The following is a 19,710-nucleotide window of genomic DNA, read 5'->3' on the forward strand; positions in this document are numbered from 1 at the left end:
GCTGGTTCCGGATTGCGTTGAGTTGGAACCGCGCTGGAGAAGCCCTCATGTATGCACGGTTTCTTCGGGAAGGTGACACGGTCTCGGGTGGTCGGGTGCGGCATGGTCGTCGCCCTGGCGCTCGTCACGTGCGGGGGGCGGGTGGAGCCCGGGCCCGCGCCCTACATGGATCCGCAGTTGGCCGTCGAGGATCGGGTGGACGACCTGCTCGACCGGATGAGCCTGGACGACAAGCTCGGGCAGATGACGCAGCCCGAACGCAGGTACATCACACCGCAGGAGATCACCCGGTACCGGATCGGGTCGGTGCTGTCGAGCGGTGGGTCGGCGCCCACGCCGAACACGGCGAGGAACTGGGCGGACATGTACGACGGGTTGCAGCGGGCCGCGCTCGCCGGGCCGTTGGGAATTCCGCTCATGTACGGCGTGGACGCGGTTCACGGGCATAACACCGTGGTGGGGGCGACGGTGTTTCCGCACAATATCGGGCTTGGTGCGACCCGTGACCCGAGGCTGGTCCGTGAGATCGGGGCGGCGACCGCGAAGGAGATGACCGCGACGGGGGTGGACTGGAACTTCGCGCCGTGTCTGTGCGTGGTGCGCAATGACCGGTGGGGGCGGACGTACGAGTCGTTCGGTGAAGTGCCCGAGCTGCCGACGATGATGACGACGGTCATCGACGGGATGCAGGACGCCGGTCCGGCGTCGGTTCTGGCGACGGCCAAGCATTATCTGGGGGACGGAGGCACGGAGGGCGGCGACGACCGGGGCGACACCAGGGTCTCGGAGAAGGAGCTGCGGGCGGTTCATCTGCCGCCGTTCCGGGCTGCCGTGAAACGCGGTGTGGGGTCGGTGATGGTCTCTTACAGTTCGTGGAACGGGCTGAAGATGCACCGGCACCGGTATCTGATCCGTGACGTGCTGAAACGCGAACTCGGGTTCACCGGGTTCGTGGTGTCGGACTACAACGGCATCGACGAGATCGACGGAAGGCCGGGGTTCACCAAGGACGAGGTCTCCGCCGCCGTCAACGCCGGGATCGACATGGTGATGGTGCCGACGAAATGGCGCCAGTTCCTCGACCATCTGCGGGACGTGGTGAAAACCGGTGACGTCCCGATGACCCGCGTCGATGACGCGAACCGCCGGATCCTGACCAAAAAGTTCCAGTTGGGGCTGTTCGAACGTCCGATGGCGGATCGGTCGTATCTGGCGACGGTCGGGGGCGCGGCGCATCGGAAGTTGGCGCGGCGCGCGGTGGCGGCGTCGCAGGTGCTGCTCAAGAACGACGGCGTGCTTCCGCTGGACGACGAGGACAAGATCTTCGTGGCGGGGGACAGCGCGCACGACATCGGGATGCAGTCCGGTGGCTGGACGATCACCTGGCAGGGGAAGGCGGGGCCGATCACGCCCGGCACGACGATCCTGGACGGCATCCGCGAGGTCGCCCCGTCCGCGACCGTCACCTATGGCAAGGACGGCACGGGGATCGACGGGTCCTACGACGCCGCGGTCGCCGTCGTGGGGGAGCGCCCGTACGCCGAGTACCACGGGGACCGCACCGGCGACCTCGGTCTCGACGCGGGCGACCTCAAGACCATCGACCGGCTCCGCGCCGCCGGGGTTCCGGTGGTGGTGGTGCTGGTGTCGGGACGTCCGCTGGACATCGCCAAGCAACTTTCCGGGTGGGACGCGCTGGTCGCGGCGTGGCTGCCGGGCACCGAGGGCGGCGGTGTCGCCGACGTGCTGTTCGGCCGGACCGCCCCGACCGGTCGGCTCCCGGTCACCTGGATGCGCGACGGCGGCCAGCAACCGATCAACCGGGGCGACGGGAAGCGGCCGCTCTTCCCGTTCGGCCACGGACTCACCTACCGGTGGGTCAGGTCGGGTTGAGCAGGACGAGGGGCGTGGTGGTCGGTCGTGCGGAGCCGCCCGCCGGTTCGATCGTCAGGCCCACCCTGTCGGCGGGACGCCACGTTCCCGCGACGACCGGCCGGGTTCTGTCGGCGGGCAGCAGGCCCGCCGAGCGGGGACCGGAGGCATCGATCAGCCACAGCTGATACGCCTTCGAGGACGGGAGCGCCCGCAGCCCGGACGTGGCGACGACGACACGGCCCGCCGTTCCGGACGCGGTGATCGTGACCGTTCCGCCGCCCGTGGCGCGGCCCGTCGCCGACCGCCTGTCGGGCGCCGACAGTACGGACGCCACGGCGCGGGCCGTCTCCTCGGCACGGTCCACACGCTGGCGTTCCCGCATCACCTGGGTGACGGACACGGCCGTGACCAGGCACGCCGCCCCGACCAGGCCCGCGGTGGCGACCCGGCGCCACCGCTTCGCCTTCGGACGTTTCGGCGCGGACGGTGTCCGCGAGGTGACCGGGGGAAGTTGGCGGACGTGCCGGATGTCGGCCAGCACCCGGTCGCGCAGCCCCGGCGGGGGAGGCTCCGCGGCCGCCATGCCGAGCCGCGCCGTCGTCGCCCGGAACTCGTGAACCTCGGTGGCGCAGGTCTCGCACCGGGCGAGATGCGACTCGAACCGCCGCCGCTCCTCGGTGTCGCCGATCGCGTCCATGGCGTACGCGCCGGAGAGGACGTGCAGGTCGTCCGTCATCGCTCGACCCCCAGGCAGTCGCGCAGCCGGATGATGCCGTCGCGCATCCGGGTCCGCACCGTGGTCGGCGGCGCCCCCACCAGGTCGGCCACCTCACGGTAGGTGTGCCCACCGTAGTACGCGAGCGTCACCGTCTCGTGTTGCAGGGGCGTCAGCGTCCGCAGGCAGCGCCGCACCCGCTCGTGGTCCAGCCGCGCCTCGACGCGGTCGGCGACCGGGTCGTGCCCGGCGACGGGATCGTGCCGTGCGGCCCGCGCCTCCCGTTCGCCCGCGCTCTGTTCGCGCCGCACCCGGTCGACGGCCCGGCGATGCGCGATCGTCATGATCCAGGTCATCGCGCCGCCACGGCCGGGATCGTAACGGGCGGCGGTCCGCCACAGTTCGAGCATGACCTCCTGCGTCACCTCCTCGGCCATCGCGGGATCGCGGACGATCCGTCGCGCCAGGCCGTGCACCGGCGCCGCGACCGCGTCGTACAGCCGCTCGAACGCGCGCTCGTCGCCGCGCGCCGTCCGGCCGAGGAGCTGGTCGACGACCTGGCCGGGCACGGTGCCGTCGGGCGGGCCGGTGTCCGTCGGCATGCCGCACTCCCCTCCGTGGATCGTCCATCGGGCACTGCGCAAGGGGGTCCTCCTCGGATCGATGTTCACAGGACGAGGCTGCGCAACGTCAGCCCGACCCCGAGCGCGACGACCGTGGCGGAGGTGCCGATGGGCATCACCCCGGACGGGAGCCGCCGCCGCCCGGTCAGCACCCGCCGCGCCAGGACGCGTCCGGAGCCCGCGACGAGGACGCCGACCGTCACGAGTGCGGCGGCCAGGCCGAGCCCGTACGCGAGGACGAGGACGATCCCGAACCAGGCCCGGCCGATCGCCGTGCCCCCGACCAGGACCACCACCGCGGACGGGCTCGGGACCATGCCGCCCGCCAGACCCATCAACACGAGCCCGCCCCGGCGCGGCCGCTGATGCCCGTGTCCGTGTCCGTGTCCGTGTCCGTGTCCGTGTCCGTGTCCGTGTCCGTGTCCATGTCCGTGGCCGGGGGTGTGGTGGCGGTTTCGCAGGGCGCGTCTCAGCAGCAGCGCGCCCGCCGCCGTGACCAGCATGCCGCCCGCCGCGCCGAGCCACGGGAACAGGACCTCGGGCGCCAGCAGCGTGCCCGTGGTCACCAGCGTCCCCAGGACGAGGACCCCGACCGTGTGGGTGAACGTGACCGTCAGGCCGAGCGTGACGACGTCCCGGGTCCGCCTCCGGCCGTCGCCCATCGCATGCGCCGCCATGATCGTCTTGCCATGGCCGGGGGCCAGGGCGTGCAGCGCGCCGAGCGCCACCGCGATCAGGAAGGCCAGCACGGCGAAGCCCGGGGTGAGATCGCGGCGCGCGACCAGGGACGTGAAGCGTTGCGTGAGCCCGTCCGTGCCCCGGGGCAGCAGCCGTTCCGCCCCGCCGCCCGCCGCGGGCCCGGCGGCGAGCGGCGGGCCGCCCGCCCGCGCCGTGAAGGTCGCCGACCGTTGGTCGAGCGGCGAGGCGAGCATGTCCTCCGGATAGGCGGTGAGCCGCCCGCTACGGGACGACCCGGGCACATCGGACGACGACAGCGTCATCCGGTCGCCCCGCGCCGTGATCTCCCGCCAGCCGACCCGCCCGTCCGCGCCGCCGCCGTTCCGGAACGCGATCGTCCCCGGCCCGGCGGGCGCCGTGAACCGGCATTCGGCCCGCAGTGTCGGCAGCCCCGCCTGACCGGGCGGCGCCGTGGCGGACGCCGCCGCGACGGTCGCGGTCACGGGCCGTCCGTCGACCGTGACGCGGACGGACGCCGCCGCGCGCACGCAGACCCCGCCGGCCCATGTGGCGAGTTCCGCGGCGGACGGTCGTCCGTCGCGGTCGGAGTCCACATCGGGGAGGGCCTGCGCCGCGGGGATCTCCGCGAGGTCCTCGACATGGTCGATTCGCAGTTCGTGCGGCGCGACGACGAGCCCGTCGTAGTGGTTCACGGTGAAGTTGCCCAGCGGATGCGCGGCGATCAACCCGGCCGCGAGCATGGAGACGATCATGGGGTGTCCTCGGGTGCGGCGCCGAGCGACTTCTCGATGGCGCGCAGATGGGCGCGGAACCGCGGGTTGCGGTAGCCGGTCGCCGTGGCCTGGCGGGCGTGGCGGAGCGCCTCCTTGTGCCGGCCGTTCACATGCAGGGCCCAGGCCAGCGCGTCGGCGGCGTGGACGCCGCACTGGCGGACCTTCGGTCCTGGGCAGCGCCGGTCGTACTCCGCCCGCGCCGCGCGCAGCGCCTCCTTCGGGTCGCCGTGGTCGGCCTCGAACAGCGCCGTCTCCAGGTCGGCGTCGACGCCGTTGGCCTTGGCGATCCGCGTCCAGGTGGACGCGACCGCGTACTGACGTCGCGCCTCGTCGGGGCGTCCCGCCGATTCCAGCAGCGCGCCGTACTCGCTGAGGTACTCGGGCAGCGGCAGCCGCCGGACGAGTTCCGCCCGGTCGTCGAGCGCGCCCTTGACGTCGCCGCGCGCCGCCCGGACGCGGGCCCGTCCGTCCAGGGCGGGCAGGTGGCCGGGGGAGACGCGCAGCGCCTCGGCGTACTCCCGTCCCGCCCGGTCGAGGTCGCCGTCGTTCCAGGCCAGCTCGCCGAGCTGGGTCGCGATGTAGGCGAGGTCGCCGCGCTCGGTCGCGGACGTGCGCGCGAGGCCGAGGACCCGGCGGGCCTCCCGGACCTCCCCGCGCAGCTCCCGCACGTACGCGAGCCGCGTGAAGATCGGGACTCCGGGGCGCCGGGCGTCCGCGGTCCGCGCCGCCGCGAGCGCCGCGTCGTAGCGGCCCAACTCGACCAGGGCGTCCACCCGGACGGCGGCCGCGCGCTGTCCGTACGGGTTGGCCCGGAGCGCCTGGTCGGCGTACCGCAGCGCCCCATGGAAGTCGTGCCGCGCGGCGGCGAGCGCGGCCAGCCCGGCGAGCGCGCCGTCATTGCCCGGCTCCTCCTTCAGCGAGCGGCGCAGCACGTCGTCGGCCTTGGGATACCAGGCGGTGTTCCCGGTCTCCCGGGCCTCCTCCACGTACGCGACGCCGAGCGACGCCCACGAGGCGGCGTCGCTCGGCTGCTCGTGCAGATGTCGTTGCAGTCCCGCGATGCCCGAGGCCGGGGCCCCGGTCGAACCGGAACCGGCCGTGGTGGACGTTCCGGAGGGGCGGCTGGGAGCCACCGCCCCTCCGAACGTCAACACCACGATCAGCCCGGCGACCGAGGCCCCGGCGACCAAGGGTCGGGGGAGAGGGGGACGGCGCATCAGGCCTCGTGCCGTCCCGCCGCGGGACGCCTGTTGCGCCACCAGAGCAGACCACCGGTCATGAGGAACGTCGCCCCACCGGCCAGCCCGGCGGCGGGCAGCGCGCCGGAGAGCCCGGGTCCGCCGTCGTCGCCGGACCCGGACGTGCTCTCGGCCGCACCCGCGTTGAGCAGGTTCAGCGTGGTGCCGTCGCCGCTGTTCGACGTCCCCGAGGCGTTCGCCTTGGGCTTCGACGAACCGCGCACCTCCGACCCGGAACGCGGCTGCGCCACGTACGGGAACGCGTTCTCGAACCTGAGGTCGTTGGCGTTGACGGCGTCACCCAGGTCGTTCTTGGTGCCGAGCAGCTCACCCTCGACCACCTGGAGTTCGATGTCGACGACGTCGTCGGTGAGGCGCCGCCCGTTCGGGAAGCCCTGGTTGTCACCGCCGAGCACACCGAGCCGGTCCGGCTTCGCGGACGGCTTGATCGACGTGTTCAGCCGGAGCAACTCGGCGGGACGCACCCGCGCCGGCTGGTTCAGCCCCGGCACACCGGTCAGGAACACCTGGACGAGGTCGTTGCGCGGAGTGGGCGGTGCCGGGATCTTGTAGATCTGCTGGATGACCTTCGGCAGTTCGGGATCGGTGACGAACTTGGCGAACTGCGCGTCGTGCCACGGGTCGGAGGCGTTGAACAGGTCCTTCTTCCCCATCGGGTTGACGAGCTCGTTCACCAGCGGGTTCCCGAGCCGCGACACCTGCGTGTAGTCACCGGACGCGTTCTGCCGCTGCACGGTCGAGTACACGCCGATGACCGGATCCTTGCCCTTCACCAGGTGCTGCGTCGGGATCTGCAGGGCGACGGTGTTGACGTTGTAGCCGCTCAGAGTGTCGTTGCCGACCTCCTTGAGGTTCCCCCCGTAGATCAGGTCGAAGACCCGCAGGTCCAGGAAGAACGAGTCGTCGGCCTGCCCGGCGAACGCCGTCATCCCGTCGCCCAGCGGCTTGATCGCCTGGTTGCGCAGCGTCCGGTAGTTCGGCATGGACGCCTGCCCCACGTTGGACGGGGCCACCGGCGCGTTGTCGGCGAGCTTGGTGGTGCTGTGCACCCGGCCCTCCGTGCGCCGGATCAGCGTCAGGTCGTACGTCTGCGTGACGTTGAGGTCCGGGTCGTCCAGGCTCGTCACCGGCCCGGTGTTGTAGAGGAAGGTGTTCTGGTTCTTGACGCGATCCTGGAACTGGAACCGGTACGTGAGGTCGGCCAGCGAGTCGCCGTCGTTGTCGACGTTGACGTCGTACTGCGCGTCCCGTGCGAACCTGTAGAAGTTGGGCCCGCCCGCCGGTTCCGAGAACGGGAGGAAGTTCGCGATCAGCGTGGTCGTGTCCGGCTTGTCCGGACTCACGAACGCGTACACGTCGGTGTTGTCGTACTGCGGCTGCCCCGAGATGAGCGGGGCCTCCCGGTGACTCGACGCGGTTCCCTGCCCGGGCGCCAGCCCGGCGAGGCCGCTCACGCTCAACAGCCCCCCGGCGGCGACCATCGCGGCGATCCGCGCTCTGGACCGATGAAGTCTCGGCATCGTGCATCCCCTGCCGGTCGCCGGAGTGCCGTCGCGGCGGCGCCACTTCACGTGACGCTGGGCTAGGTCTGCCGCGACGCCGGATCGACCGGTTTCTTCGCCATGCCCGCAGCTACTTCGAAGCCCGCCCCGAAACCGATGGGTCGCTGTCCACATGCGGCCACGTCGATCGAGAAGTCCCTGGACACGGCGGAACGCCCGGCGGAATCCGCCGGGCGTTCCGAACGTCGCCGTTCGAGGTCGTGCTCTAGGCGACGATGAGAAGGGGGTTCTGGAGCAGCGTGGCGAGACGGTCCAGGAACCGGGCGCCGGTCGCGCCGTCGGTGGCGCGGTGGTCGACCGACAGCGTCACCGTCATGCGTTTGCCGGGCACGACCTGACCGTCCCGGACGACCGGTTCGTCCCGGACCGCGCCGACCGCCAGGATCGCCGCCTCCGGCGGGTTGATCACCGCGGAGAACGAGCTGACGCCGAACATGCCGAGGTTGCTGACGCTGAACGTTCCGCCGCTCATCTCCGCCAGGGTGAGCTTGCCGTCCCGCGCCTTGCCCGCCAGCTCGCGGGTCTCCCGGCCGATCTCCGACACGCTCTTGCGGTCCGCGTCCTTGATGACGGGGACGAGCAGGCCGTCCTCGACCGCCACCGCGATGCCGACATGGACGCGCCTGTGGAAGAGCAGGTTCTCCTCGGTGTAGGAGACGTTCACGGCCGGGTGCTCGCGCAGCGCCGTCGCGACCGCCTTCACGATCAGGTCGTTCACGCTGACCTTGGCCGGGGCCAGCGCCTCGTTCACCGTGGCGCGGAACGCCAGCAGCGGCTCGGCGTCCACCTCGCGGTTGAGGTAGAAGTGCGGCGCCTCCCGCTTGCTCTCGGTCAGCCGCCGCGCCGCCACCTTGCGGAAGCGGTTCAGCGGAACGGCCTCGACGTCCGGATCATCGGCGGCCCGCGCCGCGACGGGCGCCGCCGCCGGGGCCGGGCTCGGAGCCGCGCTCGGGGCCGGGCTCGAAGCGGGCGCGGCGGCGCCGTCGCGGATCGCGGACTCGATGTCGGCGCGGACGATGCGTCCACCCGGGCCCGAGCCGTTCAGCGTGCCGAGATCGATGCCGTGGTCGCGGGCCAGCCGCCGCGCCAACGGCGACGACGGCGGACGCGAAGCCCTGTCCGACGCAGCCCCGCCCGAAGGCCGCGCCGCCGGAGCGGGGGCCGGAGCGGAAGCCGGGGTCTCGGCGACCGGTTCCGGTTCCGGTTTCGCCTCCGGCTCCGGAGCGGTCGCCGGTGCCGCCGAGTCCGCCGTGGGGCGCGCGCCGCCCGCCGGGGCGATCACGGCGATCGGGGCGCCGATCGCGGCGGTCTCGCCCTCGGCGACCAGGATCTTCTCCAGGACGCCCGCCTCGTAGGCCTCGTACTCCATGACGGCCTTGTCGGTCTCGATGTCGACGATCACGTCGCCGACCGCGACCTCGTCCCCCGGCTGCTTCTGCCAGGAGCTGATGACGCCCTCCTCCATCGTGTCGGAGAGGCGCGGCATGAGGATCTCGGTCATTCAGATCTTCTCCAGGACACGGCCGGTCGCGCGGAGCGTGTCGCGGACGGCGCTGAGCAGCGAGTCGGCGGACGGCAACGCCGCCGTCTCCAGGGACTTGGCGTAGGGCAGCGGTACCTCCGCCATCGCGACGCGCCGGACCGGCGCGTCCAGCCAGTCGAAGGCGCCCTCCTGGATCGTCGCGGCGATCTCGGCACCGATCCCGTAGGTGAGCCAGTCGTCCTCGGCGACCACGGCGCAGCCCGTCCTGCGCACGGACTCGACGACCGTCGTCCGGTCGAGCGGGCGCAGGCTGCGCAGGTCCACGACCTCGGCGGACACGCCCTCGGCGGCGAGGGTCTCGGCGACCTCGGCGGCGACCCGCGCCATCCGCGAGTAGCCGATGATCGTGATGTCGGTGCCGGGACGGGTGACCGCGGCGCGGCCGATCTCCGCGGGCTCGACGTCCTCGACCGCGGCGGGCAGCTCGCCCTTGGTGTTGTAGAGCGCGAGGTTCTCCAGGAACAGCACCGGGTCGTCGTCGCGGATCGCGGCCTTCAGCATCGCGGACGCCTCGGCGGGCGTGCTCGGCGCGACGACCTTCAGCCCGGGGACGAACGAGTAGAACAGCTCGACGTTCTGGGAGTGGGTGGCGCCGAGCTGCTGCCCGCCGCCGCCCGGGGTGCGGATCACCATCGGTACGCTGGCCTGCCCGCCGAACATCCCGTAGATCTTCGCGGCGTGGTTGACGATCTGGTCCAGCGCCAGCAGCGAGAAGTTGATCGTCATGATCTCCACGACGGGACGCAGCCCGAGCATGGCGGCGCCGATCGCGGCGCCGACGAAGCCCTCCTCGGCGATCGGGGTGTCGCGGACGCGGCGCGGCCCGAACTCCTTCAACAACCCCTCGGTGATCTTGTAGGAGCCCTCGAAGAGCCCGATCTCCTCGCCGAGCAGGAACACGTTCTCGTCCCGGAGCATCTCGGCGCGGAGGGTGTCCCGGAGGGCCTGGCGGTAGGTCATGGGTGCCATGGGTCGCTCCTCAGGAACCGAAGACGGCGTCGGCGGGCAGGCGGCGCAGCTCGCCCGGGACGGGCGTGGCGTAGGTGTAGTCGAACAGGGTGGACACGTCGGGCGCGGGGCTCTCGTCGGCGAACGCGGCGGCGGCGTCCACCTCGGCGGTGACCTTCGCGTCGAGCGCGTCGCGCTCCTCGTGGGAAAGGATCCCGGCCTCCTCCAGCTCCAGCGCCATCCGGGCCAGCGGGTCGGCGGCCTTGAGGGCCTCCTTCTCCTCCTTGGACCGGTAGCGGGCCGGGTCGACGACCGAGTGGCCCTTCAGCCGCGGGCTCGTGGTCTCCAGCAGGTACGGCTTGCTCTGCGACCGGGCGCGCTCGACCGCGACGCGCGCGGCGTCCCGGACGGCGACGACATCGGTGCCGTCCACCCGGGCGCTCTCCATCCGGTACGCGGCGCCGCGCCGGTACAGCTCGGGCTCGGCGGCGGAGTTCTCCACGGTCGTGCCCATGCCCAGCCCGTTGTTGATTACGACGAAGACGACCGGGAGGTCCCAGAGGGCCGCGATGTTCAGCGACTCGTGGAACGCTCCGATCGCGGCCGTTCCGTCGCCCATATGGCACATCACGACCTCGTCGCCGCCCTTGTACGACACGGCGAGCGCCGCGCCGGTGGCGAGCGGGACCTGCCCGCCGACGATGCCGTACCCGCCGAGCAGCCGCGCCTCGGCGTCGAACAGGTGCATCGACCCGCCCCAACCCTTCGACACGCCCGTCGACCGGCCGTACAGCTCCGCCATGACCCGGTCGGCGCCGATGCCCTTGGCGAGGGCGTAGCCGTGCTCGCGGTAGTTGGTGAACAGGTAGTCGGACGGGCGCAGCGCCGCCATCAGCCCGACGACCGTGGCCTCCTCGCCGAGGTTCAGATGGCAGTAACCACCGATCTTCGCCTCGGTGTAGGCGCGGGCGGCCCGCTCCTCGAACCGCCTGATCAGCAGCATCTGCCGGTAGTAGCCGACGAGCGTCTCGGCGTCGGCCGCCGGGACGGGAGCGCTCGGCTCGGGGGCGTCCGGGTCGGGGGCGGCCGGAACCGCGGCGTCCTTCGCCCGGGGGGCCTTGGTGCCGCGTGTTCTCCCGCTGCGAGCCGGAGCGGCCTTCGTCGTCTCAGCCATCGGCGATCTTCCTCTTTCCGGGGCGACGCCGTAGGATCGCCACGACGCTCACCGATCATCTTTGATCTATGATCGATCATATTCCATCCGTCAAGAGTTCACTTACCGACGCTGCGTCTAACATGGGATGTCGTGAACGCGCCGACCGCCGCCCCGCTGCTCCGTACCGGACTCGCCGACCAGATCCGCGAGTTCATCGTGGACGGCATCAGCTCCGGGCGCTGGCAGCCCGGTGAACGTGTCGTCGAACGCCGTATCGCCGCCGAGTTGGGTGTCAGCCAGGGGCCGGTCCGTGAGGCGCTCCGCCAGCTGGAGGCGCAGCGGCTGATCGAGTCGCTGCCGAACCGCGGCGCCCGGGTCCGCGACTTCACCGAGCGGGACCTCGCGGAGATCTTCCCCGTCCGCGCCGGTCTGGAGCGGACGGCCGTGGAGCTGGCCCTACCCGAGATCGCCGGCTGCCTGGACGCGCTGGAGGTGCACAACCGGCGGCTCGGCGAGGCCGCGCGGAACGGTGACCTGGCCGAGCAGATGCGCCTCAGCATCGCCTTCCACCGCGAGATCGTCGAGGCGGCCGGGAACCGGCTGCTGGTGTCGGTCTGGGAGGGCCTCGGCATCGAGCTGTGGACGACCCTGTCCCTCCGCCTCCACCAGACGGAGATCTACTCCAAGTCGGCCGAGCACGCGGAGCTGATCGAGGCGTTCCGCCGCCGCGACCCGTGCGCCCCGCAGCTCCTGCACGACCACGTCATGAACTACGCGCCCACACCCTGACGCGCGCCCACGTCCTGATACGCGCCCACGTCCTGACGTGCGCCCGGCTTCGTGGCGTGCGCCCGGCTTGATGACACGCGGCCACGTCCTGACGCGCGCCCAGATCCTGATACGCGCCCACGTCGTGGCGTGCGCCCACGTCGTGATGTGCGCCCGGCTTCGTGATGTGCGCCGGGCTTGATGACGGGCGGCCACGTCCTGACGCGCGCCTACGTCATGAACTACGCGCTCATGTATTGACGCGCCCAGATCCTGATACGTGCCCACGTCGTGACGTGCGCCCGGTTTATGACGCGCGCTCGGCTTCGTGACATGCGTCGGTGTGTCGTCAAGGACGGGCGGTGGTCGAGTCCTTCTCGCGGTATCTCGTGGTGAGCTGTGTCTCCGCGTCGTCCAGGTACGACCGGAGTTCCTTCTCGGCCGCCGTGAAGTCGCCCTGCGCCATCAGGTCGTGGATGCGGCGGTTGCGGGCGAGGTACGGCTCGTGGAACTCGCGCGGCGAGTCCATCTCGTGGAAGACCAGCCGCATCTCGACGAGGAGGTGCCCGATCATCTCGTCGACCCGGGGGCTGCCCAGCAACCCGGCGAGGGCACGGTGGTACTTGATGTCGGCGGTTCCGACGTCGTCCCACCTGCCGTCCTCGGCGGCGTGCTCGCCCTCCAGCACGGCGGCCTCCACCTGGTCGAGCGCGGCCCCGGTGGACGCCGCCGCGCGCACCCCCGCGCATTCCAGGAGGCGGCGGACGCTGTAGAGGTCCGGCAGCGCCTCGACGGGCACCTTGTTCACGAACATGCCGCGGTTGAACTTGTGCTCCAGGAGCCGGTCCTTGACGAGGATCTGGAAGGCCTCGCGCACGGTGTTGCGCGACACCTCCATGACGGGCGCGATCTCCTGGTCCGACAGCCGGTCTCCGGGGCGCAGCAGCCCGTCGGCGATCTGCTCGCTGATCGCCTCCGCGATCCAGGTCGCGGTGCTGGACCGGCCCGTGCCATGCCGGCGCGCGCTGATCGCGGCCAGCCACGGCTTCTGTGTCGACATCGGCCCGCCCTTTCCAGGCGCGGCTCGCTGAGCCGCGAACGACGTGAGCGACTGGAGTCGTTCCAGCGTATCCAGCGATCGATAAATATCTCAACAAGAGGATTGATGAACTGTTGAGCAATCTCTACCCTGAGGAAAAGCCGCACCCTCGGAAGGGTCAGTCCCATGACGGATCGGACCACCCTCGACAGCCCCCCGGCATCACCCGCCTCCTCCCACCGCGGCGCGCTTCTCGGCGCCATGTTCCTGATGGCCACCAGCGCCATCGGCCCCGGGTTCATCACCCAGACCACCGTCTTCACCGCCAAACTCGGCGCCGCGTTCGCGTTCGCGATCGTCGTGTCCGTGCTGGTCGACATCGCGATCCAGTTGAACGTGTGGCGCGTCGTCGGCGTGTCCGGCATGCGCGCCCAGGAGCTCGGCAACCGTGTCCTGCCCGGCGGCGGTTACGCCCTCGCCGCGCTGGACGTCTTCGGCGGCCTGGTCTTCAACATCGGCAACATCGCCGGCACCGCGCTCGGCCTGAACGCGCTGCTCGGCCTGGACGTCAAGATCGGCGGCGGGATCTCCGCGCTGGTCGCCATCGGCGTCTTCCTCAGCCGCCGCGCCGGGGTCGCCATGGACCGGATCGTCGTCGTCCTCGGCGCCGTCATGATCCTGCTGACGCTGTACGTGGCGTTCGTGTCCGAACCGCCGCTCGGCGACGCGCTCCGGCAGAGCGTCGCGCCGGAGACGGTCGACTTCCTCGTCATCACCACGCTGATCGGCGGCACGGTCGGCGGTTACATCACCTACGCGGGCGCCCACCGCATGATCGAGTCCGGACTGCGCGGGCCGGAGAACGTCCGGCAGATCAACCGCAGCGCCGTCACCGGCATCCTCGTCACCGGCCTCATGCGCACCCTGCTGTTCCTCGCCGTGCTCGGCGTCGTCGCGGGCGGGGTGAAGCTCGCCGAGCAGAACCCGCCGTCCTCGGCGTTCGAGCACGCGGCGGGCGAGGCCGGGCTGCGGCTCTTCGGCCTGATCATGTGGTCGGCCGCGATCACGAGCGTGATCGGCGCGTCCTACACGTCGGTGTCGTTCCTCGTCTCGTTCTCCTCGTTCGTGGAGCGGCACCGCAACCGGCTGGTCGTGGCGTTCATCACCGTGTCCGCCGGCATCTACCTCGTCATCGGCACGGCGCCCGCCAAGCTGCTGATCTTCGCGGGCGCGCTGAACGGGATGATCCTGCCGTTCGGCCTCGGTGTGCTGCTGTGGGCGGCGGCCCGGCGCCGCGACCTGCTCGGCGGCTACCGGTATCCGGTCCCGCTGCTCGCCCTCGGCGCCGTCGCGTGGCTGCTGTCCGTCTACCTCAGCTGGGACCTGCTCACCGGACTCGACCAGCTCTGGAAGTGACAGGACATGCGATTTCAAGAAATCCAGGTTGATTCAGAGGAGTGGGAACCATGAAGTCGACATGGGACGTTCCCCCTACAGGGCCGCGGGCGACAGTCCGGGATCGGGGCCGTCCGGGTCATGCGGCGCTCGGCGTGGGGGTGTCGGGCGCCGCAGACCCGGACTCATCGAACCCCACCGCGCGACGCCTCGGCCGGGCGGAGGGACTCCGACCATGACCGCACCCATCGAGCCGGGTGCACTGTCACCCGAGCAGGCCAGGGCGCTGTTCCGCGCCGGACTCCACGTCCCCACCTCCGGCTGGTGCGCGGGCTGGACGCAGGCGAACCTCATCGCGGTGCCCCGCGAACACGCCTACGACCTGCTGCTGTTCGCGCAACGGAACCCGAAGCCGTGCCCCGTGCTGGACGTCACCGAACCCGGCGAGACGTCCGCGTCCCTGTTCGCCGGGGACCTGCGCACCGACCTGCCCGGCTACGTCGTCTACGAGCACGGCGAACCGGTCGCCGACACGTCCGACGTGATCGGATACTGGCGGGACGACCTCGTCGCGTTCCTCATCGGGTGCAGTTTCACCTTCGAGGACGCGCTCCGCGAGGCGGGCGTCCCCGTCCGGCACATCGAGCAGAACCGGAACGTCCCCATGTACCGGACGAACCGCATGTGCCGCCGCGCCGGTGAGTTCGGCGGCCCGCTCGTGGTGTCGATGCGTCCGGTGCCCGCCGCGCAGGTCGCCGACGCGGTCCGGATCACGTCCCGGTATCCGTCGGTTCACGGCGCGCCCGTCCATGTCGGCGATCCCGTCGAACTCGGCATCGACGATCTGGACCGGCCCGACTTCGGCGACCCCGTCGACATCCGCGTGGACGAGCTTCCCGTGTTCTGGGCGTGCGGCGTCACCCCGCAGGCGGCGGTGATGGCGTCCCGGCCGAAGTTCGCCATCGGGCACGCGCCCGGCCATATGGCGATCACCGACGCCCGCGACACCCGGTTCCTCGTCCCCTGACGCACGTTCTAGGCTCTCTCCATGCCCGAGATCGTCGCCCCGGGCGACCGTCTCGGGGAGCGCTACCGCCTCGACCGGCCCCTGGGCGCCGGGGGCATGGCGACCGTCTGGCGCGCGGTGGACCTCGTCCTCGACCGCGCCGTCGCGGTCAAGGTGCCGAGGGAGGGGTGGCCCGAGGAGTTCACGCGGCGGCTTCGCCAGGAGGCGAAGGCCGCCGCGGGCCTCGCCCACCCGAGCATCACCGGCGTCCACGACTACGGCGAGCAGGACGGCGTCCCCTACGTCGTCATGGAGCTGCTGGACGGTGAGAGCCTTGCCGCCCGGCTGGCCCGGGGCCCGCTGCCGTGGCACGAGGCCGCCGAAATCTGCGCCCGCGTCGCCGACGCCCTGGCCGCCGCGCACGCCGCCGGGATCGTGCACCGCGACATCAAACCCGCGAACATCTTCCTCGCCACGGTCGGCGTGAAGGTGCTCGACTTCGGCATCGCCTTCACCGGACCCGCCACGCCGGGCGGGCCCGTTCTCGGCACACCCGCCTATGTCGCGCCCGAACTGCTGTCGGGAACGCGGCCCACGGCGGCGGCCGACGTGTTCTCCCTGGGCGTCGTCCTGCACGAGGCCGTCACCGGCCTGCCTGTGTCCACGCAGGCCCTTCCGCCCGACGTTCCGGGCGAGGTCGCCGCGCTCTGCCGCCGCTGTCTGAGCGGCGACCCCGGTTCCCGTCCGGCGGCCGACGAGGCGGCCCGCGTCCTCGCCGAAGCGGCCGGTGTCCGGCTCGCCCGGCCCCGGCCGCCGCTGACCGCGCCGCCGGCGACCGCACCGCCGCTGACCATGTCACCGGGAGCCGGGTCACCCCGGCGCGAACCGAATCCCACGCGGGTTCTGGACGAACCGTTGCCCGCCGCCCCACCTCCGGTCTCGTCCCGTAGGCCGCTGGTCATCGCGGGAACCGTGGTCGGGGCGGCGGCGCTCATGGCGGGCCTGCTGGCGGCGCTGGCCCCCGACAGGTCCGAGCCGCCCACGTCGAGCGTCTCGCCCACCGGGCCGGGCGGAGCGTGCGCGGTCTCGTATCGGATCGTCGGTACGTGGGACCAGGGGTTCCAGGCCTCGGTGCGGATCACGAACCTCGGGTCCGGTGCCATCGACGGCTGGACGCTGAGCTTCGAGTTCCCGGACGGCCAGACGATCACGCAGCTGTGGAACGGCGGCCAGGTGCAGAACGGCTCGTCGGTCAGGGTGACGTCGGCGGACTGGAACCGCGCGATCCCACCGAACGGCACGGCCGACTTCGGCTTCCTTGGGCGACAGAACGGCGCCAACGGCGCGCCGTCCCGCTTCGTCCTCAACGGCGACGAGTGCCGCCCCTGAATTCCCGCCGAAGCTCACAGGCGCGGGCCAAATTGTTCCCAAACGCATTGCGCGGCGGTGCGCCCCTCGATTATGAGTGAAGCGTCGAGGCTTTCATCGGGGGAGGAACACATGCATGGTTCGCGGGCTCGTGTCCGATGGGTCGCCGGGCTGATGGGAATGGCGGCCGTCGCCTGCGCCATGCCCGCGCACGCGGAGGCCCAGGTGAAACCGGTCGGCGTCTACCGGCTGAAGGTCACGCCCGAACACGGTGTCGCCACCGAGAAGAGGCTGCGCTGCCGCCCGGACGGAGGGACGCTCCACGCCGCGTCCCGGGCCTGTGACCAGCTCGAAGCCGCCGACGGCGACGTGGGACGCATCCCCGCGCAGCCCGGAATGTGCACCCTGGAGATGGCGCCCGTCCGGGTCACCGCCGAGGGCACCTGGCGCGGTAGACCGCGCCATTTCGCCCGCGACTACCCGAACCGATGCCTCGCCGTACGCGATACCGGCGGAATACTGTTCCAGTAGGTGCTCGCCCTCACCGGACCGGACATTCTGGTTGAATTCCAGCGTTCCGGAGGAATAGCCGGAATTCAGGAGCGAGTGACGGTCGACGTTTCCGGGACGGCCGTCGTCAACGACAGGCCGATCACGCTCGGGCTGGGGGAGATGCGCGGCCTGCGCACCGCGCTGGGCCACGTCGTCACCCTGTGGTCGTCACCCGCGGGATGCGACGTCGCCGACCACTTCACCTACACGCTCACCTACCGGGGGACGCGGGCGACACGGTGCCTCGTCCCGCCCGACTGGCGCGCGGCGGTCGAACGGCTGGAGGCCCTCGCCCAGCGGTGATCCCGGCGGTGCACGCGGGAACCGCGCGTCAGCGCCGCATGGTGGCGGCGCGGGTGTGCAGGTCCCGCATCGCGGCCTCCAGGGACGCGACCGGACCGTCCACCCGGATTCCCGGCACGACCTCCTGGATCGGGAACGGCGTGACCGGACCGGGCTCGATGCCCAGCTCGGCCCGCCACGCGCCGAGCTGCGCCGACGAATGGACGTAGACGATACGGCCGAGCCCGACCCAGCCGTGCGCGGCCGAGCACATCGGGCAGTGCTCCCCGGACGTGAACACCGTCGCGGCGGCGCGTTCCTCCGGCGTCAGGTTCCCCGCCGACCAGCGGGCGACCTCGAACTCGGGATGCCGGGTCTGGTCGCCGTCCGCCGTGCGGTTGCGGTCCTCGAACAGCACGTCACCGGACGCGGACACCAGCACCGTCCCGAACGGTTCGTCACCCGCTTCCAGGGCCTCGGCGGCGAGCGCGACACAACGGTCAAGGTGGACGAGTTCGGCGGTGGTCGGTTCATACCCCATGAAAGGATCTTTCCACGTTCCACGTTCCCCCGACGGCCAGGCTGCCACCGTGACGATCCCCGACCACGACACCCCCGACCGCGCGCCCGACCAAGCGCCCGACCACGACGCCGCGCTCGATCTCGTCCGCGACCACACGATCCTGTCGGTCGTGGTCGGGTCGCGGGCGTACGGTCTGGCGACCGCCGACAGCGACGTCGACCGGCGCGGTGTCTACGCCGCCCCGGCACCGCTGTTCTGGCGGTTCACGAAGCCGCCCACCCACCTCGACGGTCCGCTGCCGGAACAGTTCTCGTGGGAGCTGGAACGGTTCTGCGCGCTGGCGCTGGCGGCGAACCCGACCGTCCTGGAGTGCCTGTGGTCGCCGATCGTCGAGCAGGTCACCCCTGAAGGCGAGGAGTTGCTGGCCGCCCGGTCGGCGTTCCTGTCCCGGCACGCGCACCGCACGTTCCTCCGGTACGCGCAGGCCCAGTTCCACAAGCTGGAGGGCGATCTGCGCAACGGCGGCGTGCCGCGCTGGAAGCACGTCATGCACATGCTGCGACTCCTGGTGAGCGGCCTGCACCTCGTCCGGCACGGGGAGCCGCGCGTGGACGTCGGCGACCTGCGCGACCGGCTCCTCGCCGTCCGCCGCGGGGAGGTCGGCTGGAACGAGATCGAGGCGTGGCGCGCCAGGCTGACCGCCGACCTCGACACCGCCGTGGACCGCAGCGCCCTGCCTCCCGAACCCGACCGGGCCGCGGTCGAGGACCTGCTGATCTCCATCCGACGAAGGAGCGTGGACCGGTGACCCGTCCCGTGGACCTCCCCGGCGGCATGCTGGACCGTCTCGCCGCCGACCACCCCTACCCCCGCGCGTTCGTCACCGTCAGCGGAGCGCACCTGTACGGGTTCCCGTCGAAGGACTCCGACGTCGACCTGCGCGGCGTCCACCTCCTGCCGCTGGAGGAGATCGTCGGCCTGGAGACCGGCGACGACACCGTCACGCTCATGTGGGACCACGCGGGCGTGGAGGCCGACGCCGTCACCCACGACCTCGCCAAGTTCTGCGCGCTGCTGCTGCGGCGCAACGGCTACGTCCTGGAACAGCTCATGTCGCCGCTCGTCGTCGCCACGTCACCGCTGCACGAGGAGATGAAGGCGCTGGTCCCGGGGCTCGTGACCGCCAACCACGCGCACCACTACCTCGGGTTCGCGCGCAGCCAATGGACGCTGTTCGAGAAGACCAACGAGCTCAAGCCGCTGCTCTACACGTTCCGGGTGCTGCTGACCGGCGTCCATCTGATGCGGACCGGCGAGATCGAGGCCGACCTGACGCGGCTCATCGGCCCGGCGGACGGAGACACCCCGCCCTACCTGCCGGAGCTGATCGAGGCGAAGCGGGCCGCCGAGCACGGCGCGCTGCCCCCCGGCGCGCCCGCACCGTCCCGGCTCCACGCCGACGTGACCGCGCTCACCGCCCGTCTCGTCGCGGAACGTGACCGCAGTGACCTGCCGGAAGACCCCGCGAATCGCCGTGCCGTACACGACTTGGTGGTTCGCGCGCGCCTAGGCTGAACCCTGCGGCGCCTCCCCTCCGTGCCACGGATCGTACGAGAGAACGTTC

Annotated in this window: 19 protein-coding genes; 9 read left to right on the forward strand and 10 right to left on the reverse strand. The window is 71.6% G+C overall.

Features of this window, described 5'->3' with window-relative positions; genetic code table 11:
- Positions 1–72 precede the first annotated feature (72 nt).
- Positions 73–1,893 (forward strand): glycoside hydrolase family 3 protein, encoded by a 1,821-nt coding sequence (locus BZB76_RS29260; RefSeq protein ID WP_246007293.1) that lies wholly within the window; start codon positions 73–75, stop codon positions 1,891–1,893.
- On the opposite strand, the gene BZB76_RS29265 is transcribed toward BZB76_RS29260, so the two are convergent.
- From BZB76_RS29265 to pdhA, 8 genes are all read right to left on the reverse strand, one after another.
- Positions 1,880–2,611 (reverse strand): anti-sigma factor, encoded by a 732-nt coding sequence (locus BZB76_RS29265; RefSeq protein WP_121437657.1) that lies wholly within the window; start codon positions 2,609–2,611, stop codon positions 1,880–1,882. The genes BZB76_RS29260 and BZB76_RS29265 overlap by 14 nt on opposite strands.
- Positions 2,608–3,192 (reverse strand): ECF RNA polymerase sigma factor SigK, encoded by a 585-nt coding sequence (gene sigK, locus BZB76_RS29270; protein WP_121437658.1) that lies wholly within the window; start codon positions 3,190–3,192, stop codon positions 2,608–2,610. Before sigK ends, BZB76_RS29265 begins: the two co-directional genes overlap by 4 nt.
- A gap of 65 nt (positions 3,193–3,257) precedes the next feature.
- Positions 3,258–4,664: a sulfite exporter TauE/SafE family protein gene (locus BZB76_RS29275; RefSeq protein WP_121437659.1), complete on the reverse strand. Its 1,407-nt coding sequence runs from the start codon at positions 4,662–4,664 to the stop codon at positions 3,258–3,260.
- Positions 4,661–5,818, reverse strand: a complete 1,158-nt coding sequence (locus tag BZB76_RS29280; RefSeq protein WP_147449596.1) for a tetratricopeptide repeat protein — start codon at positions 5,816–5,818, stop codon at positions 4,661–4,663. The genes BZB76_RS29275 and BZB76_RS29280 overlap by 4 nt, the downstream gene beginning before the upstream one ends.
- 83 nt (positions 5,819–5,901) lie before the next feature.
- The gene (locus tag BZB76_RS29285; RefSeq protein ID WP_121437661.1) at positions 5,902–7,464 is read right to left on the reverse strand and encodes a DUF4331 domain-containing protein; all 1,563 of its coding nucleotides are present in this window, start codon (positions 7,462–7,464) and stop codon (positions 5,902–5,904) included.
- A gap of 247 nt (positions 7,465–7,711) precedes the next feature.
- A complete protein-coding gene (locus BZB76_RS29290; protein WP_121437662.1) occupies positions 7,712–9,007 on the reverse strand; it encodes a dihydrolipoamide acetyltransferase family protein in 1,296 nt (431 codons plus the stop codon).
- Positions 9,008–10,018 (reverse strand): alpha-ketoacid dehydrogenase subunit beta, encoded by a 1,011-nt coding sequence (locus tag BZB76_RS29295; protein WP_121437663.1) that lies wholly within the window; start codon positions 10,016–10,018, stop codon positions 9,008–9,010.
- 10 nt (positions 10,019–10,028) lie between these two features.
- The gene (gene pdhA, locus BZB76_RS29300) at positions 10,029–11,171 is read right to left on the reverse strand and encodes a pyruvate dehydrogenase (acetyl-transferring) E1 component subunit alpha (RefSeq protein WP_121437664.1); all 1,143 of its coding nucleotides are present in this window, start codon (positions 11,169–11,171) and stop codon (positions 10,029–10,031) included.
- Positions 11,172–11,303: 132 nt separating this feature from the next.
- Here pdhA and BZB76_RS29305 point away from each other — a divergent pair, with 132 nt between their 5' ends.
- A complete protein-coding gene (locus BZB76_RS29305) occupies positions 11,304–11,942 on the forward strand; it encodes a GntR family transcriptional regulator (protein ID WP_121437665.1) in 639 nt (212 codons plus the stop codon).
- Between the two features lie 328 nt (positions 11,943–12,270).
- Here BZB76_RS29305 and BZB76_RS29310 read toward each other — a convergent pair whose 3' ends face one another.
- Positions 12,271–12,981 carry a GntR family transcriptional regulator gene (locus BZB76_RS29310; RefSeq protein ID WP_121437666.1) on the reverse strand — a complete coding sequence of 237 codons (711 nt, stop codon included), beginning with the start codon at positions 12,979–12,981 and terminating at the stop codon, positions 12,271–12,273.
- Positions 12,982–13,146: 165 nt separating this feature from the next.
- On the opposite strand from BZB76_RS29310, the gene BZB76_RS29315 reads away from it, so the two are divergent.
- From BZB76_RS29315 to BZB76_RS29340, 5 genes are all read left to right on the forward strand, one after another.
- Positions 13,147–14,376 carry an NRAMP family divalent metal transporter gene (locus tag BZB76_RS29315; protein WP_121437667.1) on the forward strand — a complete coding sequence of 410 codons (1,230 nt, stop codon included), beginning with the start codon at positions 13,147–13,149 and terminating at the stop codon, positions 14,374–14,376.
- A gap of 214 nt (positions 14,377–14,590) precedes the next feature.
- The gene (locus tag BZB76_RS29325) at positions 14,591–15,382 is read left to right on the forward strand and encodes a putative hydro-lyase (protein WP_121437668.1); all 792 of its coding nucleotides are present in this window, start codon (positions 14,591–14,593) and stop codon (positions 15,380–15,382) included.
- Between the two features lie 21 nt (positions 15,383–15,403).
- Positions 15,404–16,750, forward strand: coding sequence for a protein kinase domain-containing protein (locus tag BZB76_RS29330; RefSeq protein ID WP_121437669.1), 1,347 nt, complete (start codon positions 15,404–15,406; stop codon positions 16,748–16,750).
- Positions 16,751–16,861: 111 nt separating this feature from the next.
- A complete protein-coding gene (locus BZB76_RS29335; RefSeq protein WP_170180806.1) occupies positions 16,862–17,260 on the forward strand; it encodes an SSI family serine proteinase inhibitor in 399 nt (132 codons plus the stop codon).
- A gap of 75 nt (positions 17,261–17,335) precedes the next feature.
- Positions 17,336–17,584 carry a hypothetical protein gene (locus tag BZB76_RS29340; RefSeq protein WP_121437671.1) on the forward strand — a complete coding sequence of 83 codons (249 nt, stop codon included), beginning with the start codon at positions 17,336–17,338 and terminating at the stop codon, positions 17,582–17,584.
- Between the two features lie 28 nt (positions 17,585–17,612).
- On the opposite strand, the gene BZB76_RS29345 is transcribed toward BZB76_RS29340, so the two are convergent.
- Positions 17,613–18,104 (reverse strand): nucleoside deaminase, encoded by a 492-nt coding sequence (locus BZB76_RS29345; protein ID WP_121437672.1) that lies wholly within the window; start codon positions 18,102–18,104, stop codon positions 17,613–17,615.
- A gap of 49 nt (positions 18,105–18,153) precedes the next feature.
- Here BZB76_RS29345 and BZB76_RS29350 point away from each other — a divergent pair, with 49 nt between their 5' ends.
- Together BZB76_RS29350 and BZB76_RS29355 are read left to right on the forward strand one after the other, a co-directional pair.
- Positions 18,154–18,894 carry a nucleotidyltransferase domain-containing protein gene (locus BZB76_RS29350; protein ID WP_246007294.1) on the forward strand — a complete coding sequence of 247 codons (741 nt, stop codon included), beginning with the start codon at positions 18,154–18,156 and terminating at the stop codon, positions 18,892–18,894.
- Positions 18,891–19,661, forward strand: coding sequence for a nucleotidyltransferase domain-containing protein (locus tag BZB76_RS29355; RefSeq protein ID WP_246007295.1), 771 nt, complete (start codon positions 18,891–18,893; stop codon positions 19,659–19,661). Before BZB76_RS29350 ends, BZB76_RS29355 begins: the two co-directional genes overlap by 4 nt.
- Positions 19,662–19,710 lie beyond the last annotated feature (49 nt).

Source organism: Actinomadura pelletieri DSM 43383, assembly GCF_003634705.1.
Taxonomy (GTDB): domain Bacteria; phylum Actinomycetota; class Actinomycetes; order Streptosporangiales; family Streptosporangiaceae; genus Spirillospora; species Spirillospora pelletieri.